General features: G+C 71.4%; 3 protein-coding genes and 1 pseudogene. 2 read left to right on the forward strand and 2 right to left on the reverse strand.

Translation table 11 applies throughout. From position 1 onward, the window contains the following. Positions 1–32: 32 nt before the first annotated feature. A complete protein-coding gene (locus C1I97_RS33140) occupies positions 33–626 on the forward strand; it encodes a TetR/AcrR family transcriptional regulator (protein ID WP_111006730.1) in 594 nt (197 codons plus the stop codon). 38 nt (positions 627–664) lie between these two features. Here C1I97_RS33140 and C1I97_RS33145 read toward each other — a convergent pair whose 3' ends face one another. Together C1I97_RS33145 and C1I97_RS33150 are read right to left on the reverse strand one after the other, a co-directional pair. After that, complete coding sequence (locus tag C1I97_RS33145; protein ID WP_111006731.1) at positions 665–2,203, reverse strand: cellulase family glycosylhydrolase; 1,539 nt, start codon at positions 2,201–2,203, stop codon at positions 665–667. Positions 2,204–2,296: 93 nt separating this feature from the next. Then, a complete protein-coding gene (locus C1I97_RS33150) occupies positions 2,297–3,301 on the reverse strand; it encodes a WD40 repeat domain-containing protein (protein ID WP_111006732.1) in 1,005 nt (334 codons plus the stop codon). An 87-nt stretch (positions 3,302–3,388) separates the two neighbouring features. Between C1I97_RS33150 and C1I97_RS33155 the strand changes: the two are divergent. Further along, positions 3,389–3,756 (forward strand): annotated as a pseudogene (locus tag C1I97_RS33155) (hypothetical protein); the annotation flags it as partial.

Here is a 3,756-nt window from a genome sequence, read left to right on the forward strand (position 1 = left end):
GTCCGCGACATCTAGCCGCGCGCCCCCCGCTCATGGCCACCGGACACACCGATCCGCAGCGACGCGAACGGATCCTCGCCGCCACCCTCGACCTGATCGCCGACGAGGGGGTCGCCGGCGTCTCCCACCGCAAGATCGCCACCCGCGCCGAGGTCCCCCTCGGGTCGATGACGTACCACTTCACCGGCATCGACGAGCTGCTGCGCGAGGCCTTCACCCGCTTCGCCGACCACATCGTGGCCGTCTTCGAGCGCCACCTCGGTCGGGCCGGCAGCCCCGAGCAGGCCCGTGAAGCGGTCACCGACCTCATCCACACCCTCTCGGAGGGTCCCCGCCGCGACCTGGTCCTCACCCAGGAGCTCTACACCCTCGCCGCCCGCCGCCCGGCCTACCGGGAGCTGACCCGGGCGTGGATGCGCCGCAGCCGCCACCTGCTGGAGCAGCACTTCGACGCGGACACCACCCGTCAGCTCGACGCACTGATCGAGGGCCTGACCCTGCACCGCGCCCTGGACACCGCCCCGCACGACCGCGCACTGACGCGAAGGGCCGTCGACCGCATCACCACCACCGCCGCCCTCCCTGAGCCGGCACCCGCCCAAGCCGCCCGTGGGGACGCGACCTGACCTCGCGCCCCCACGGGCCATACGCATGAGCCGCTCCCTTACGCCGCCGTACAGCTCAGGCTCGGCGCGCTCCCGCCGCCGGGGGCTCCCCCGAAGCCGAAGCTCGTCGAACCGCCCGCCGCGACGGACCCGTTGTGGGCGGCGTTCACCGCCGTCACGGTCGAGCCGCTCTGGGTGTACGTCGCGTTCCACATGTTGGTGACCTTCTGGGAGCCGCTCCAGGTCCAGGTCACCTTCCAGGACTTGATGGCGGTGGTGCCCGTGTTGGTCACCGTCACCTCGGCGTTGAAGCCGCCGCCCCAGTCGCTGCTGACGGCGTAGGCGGCCCGGCAGGTGGCCTTGCCGCCGCCGTCACCGCCACCGTTGTCACCGCCGCCGTTGTCGCCGCCCCCGCTGCTCGGGAAGCCCGGTGCCTTGATGGTCGCCAGGTACCCGTCCTTCACGGTGTCCACGGTCTGCCAGTCGTCCTTCAGGATCCCGCCGGTGTCACCGGAGTTGGGGTTCCAGGACCAGAAGGTCCAGTGGAAGGAGTCGGCGCCGTACGTCGACGTCGGGCGCAGGTAACCCGCCAGTGCCGCCAGCCACTTCTGGTCCACGGTGGACTGCAGCGTCGTACCGAACTCGCCGAGCCACACGGGCGCGATGTTCTGCTTGAAGATGTAGCCCCAGTACTTGTCCCAGATCCCCGGCATGTTGTTGGGGAAGGACGGGTCGCTGAACCAGCTCTGCTGGGCGACGCTGGTGGCGTAGTCGTGGGGCGAGTACACCACCCGGTTCGCGACGTCGAGGCGCACGGGGTACTGGGCGACGCCCATCAGGTTGCCGCCCCACCAGCCGGAGACGCCGTTGTACGTCTGCACGCCCTCGACGAAGACCAGCAGGTCGGGGTTGACGGAGAGGACCGCGTTGCCGGCCCGTTCGGCGGCCAGGCGCCAGTCGGTCGCCTGGTCCCCGCAGCCCCAGCAGGCCGGGTCGTGGGGCTCGTTGTGCAGGTCGATGCCGATGACCGTGGAGTTGCCCTTGTAACGGGACGCCAGCGACTTGAGGTTGGCGATCCACGTCGACTCGGGGACCGCGGAGGTGTACCACAGCGCCGACTGCCCGGCCGAGTTCGGGCGGTGGCGGTCGAGGATGACCTTCAGCCCGTCCTGGCCCGCGTACGCGACGATCCTGTCGATGACCTGGAGGGAGGTCAGCCCCTGCAGGTCGGCGTTCTTGCCGGCGGAGAAGTCGATGCCCGTGGGCGCCGCGCCGGACTTGAGGATGTCGTCGCTGTAGGGGAGCCGGATGGTGTTGTAGCCCAGCGACTTCATCTGGTCGATCATGCTCTTGTAGTCGCGGGACCACAGTCCGTGCACGACGCGGTTGTCGGTCTCGAAGCCGAACCAGTTGATGCCGGCGATCCGGACGGCCTGCCCGGACGCGTCCAGGATCTGGCGTCCGCTGGTGTGCCAGTAGCCGGCGCCGCCCGCGGCCGGGGCCGCGTGCGCGGTGGCCGGCAGGCCGAGCCCCAGGCCCAGCGGCAGCAGGAGCGCCGCCACGGCAGTGCACAGCGCTCTTCGCAAGGTGCGGAACATGTGCTGCTTCCTCTCGGGAGGCCGCGGGGCCGGAACAAGTGGGAGCGCTCCCACAACCCGCGCCTTCCATGGAAGTCAAGTCACACCGGCCCGTCAAGAGCGGCGACGCAACAGACGCCCCAGCCCCAGCACCGCGACCACCGCCACGACGGCCGCCACGACGGTTCCCGCCCCGAGTCCGCCGCTCCCGCCCGAGCCGCTCCCGCCCGATCCGGAACCGGCGGAGCTCGAACCCCCGGACACGGACGGCGACTTGGCGGAGGAGTCGGCGCCGGGCGCCTCGCGCACCTCCACCGGACTGCCCTCGCCCTCGCTGCCGTACAGCAGCTTGGTGCCGTCGGCGCTGTACGTGACGGACTCGCCCTGCCGCTGCAGCGGCACGTCGAGCCGGCCGGCCCGCTTGATCTTCCCGCCGTTCCAGTCGTAGTGGATGCCGCCGAAGTAGCCACGCACGGCGAGCCGCTTGCCGTCGGGCGAGAGCGCGGCGTCGGTGGCCCACAGGTCGACGGGGGCGATCGGCTCGAAGACGTTCGTGCCCGAGGCGGACAGCTCGGCGGGGCCCTCGTACAGGTGACCGCCGTCCTCCTTCTTGTCGATGATGTAGACGCGTCCCGTCTTCGGGTGCACGACCATCGACTCGGCGTCGCGGGCGCCGTCCGCGTACTTCACGACGTACTGCGTGGCCCGGATCGTCTGGTCCTTCAGCTCCTTCGGCTCGGGCAGCCGGTAGATCCACACGTACGGCCAGGTGCCGCCGAGGTTGTCGCCGATGTCGCCGACGTAGATCTGGTCGCCGGGTCCGATGGAGATGGCCTCCACGTCGCGGGGCTTGCCGATGCCGCTGAGCGTGACGGTGGCGACGGTCTCGCCCGTCCTGCCGTCCACGGCGTAGATCTGGGGGCCGTAGCCGCTGTCGTTGTGGGTCCAGTAGACGCCCGGATGCAGGCGCGAGGCCGCGAGGCCGCTGGACTCCTTGATGCGGGGGTCCTTGATCGTGAACCCGTCGTCGCCGTCGGCGGCGAAGGCGGCAGGCGCGGCGGGCACGGCGAGCGCACCCACGAGGAGGGCCCCGGCGAGCAGGGCGAACGGTCGGCGCATGCCCCAAGCCTGCCATCCCGCAGGGGAGTTCAACGGCGTGGCAGGCCTCACATCCCACCGCCCTCCGCGATCGTCCATCATGAGCGGATGCTCAGGCTCATGCCCGTCGGCGACTCCATGACCATCGGCAGCGCGGGCGAACACACATGGCGTTACCGGCTGTGGCAGCACCTGTGCGCGACGTACGGCGGCCCGTTCACGTTCGTCGGCCCGCGCGAGACGCTGTACGACAAGATCGCGGACGCGCCGACCTCGTACGCCTACGCCGCCCCGGACTTCCCCCGCGCCCACCTGGCCGGCTGGGGCGAGGGCTGGGGGCACATGGCCCCGGTGATGGCGGTCGGCTCACTGGTCGGCGCCCTGCTGGCGGCCCGCCGCGGCACGGCCCGGCTGCGCCTGCTCATCGCGGCCGCCGCCGCCTTCGGCGCCCTGGAGATCGTGGCCGCGCTGGCCCC

Source organism: Streptomyces sp. NTH33, assembly GCF_003236365.1.
Classification (GTDB): Bacteria; Actinomycetota; Actinomycetes; order Streptomycetales; family Streptomycetaceae; genus Streptomyces.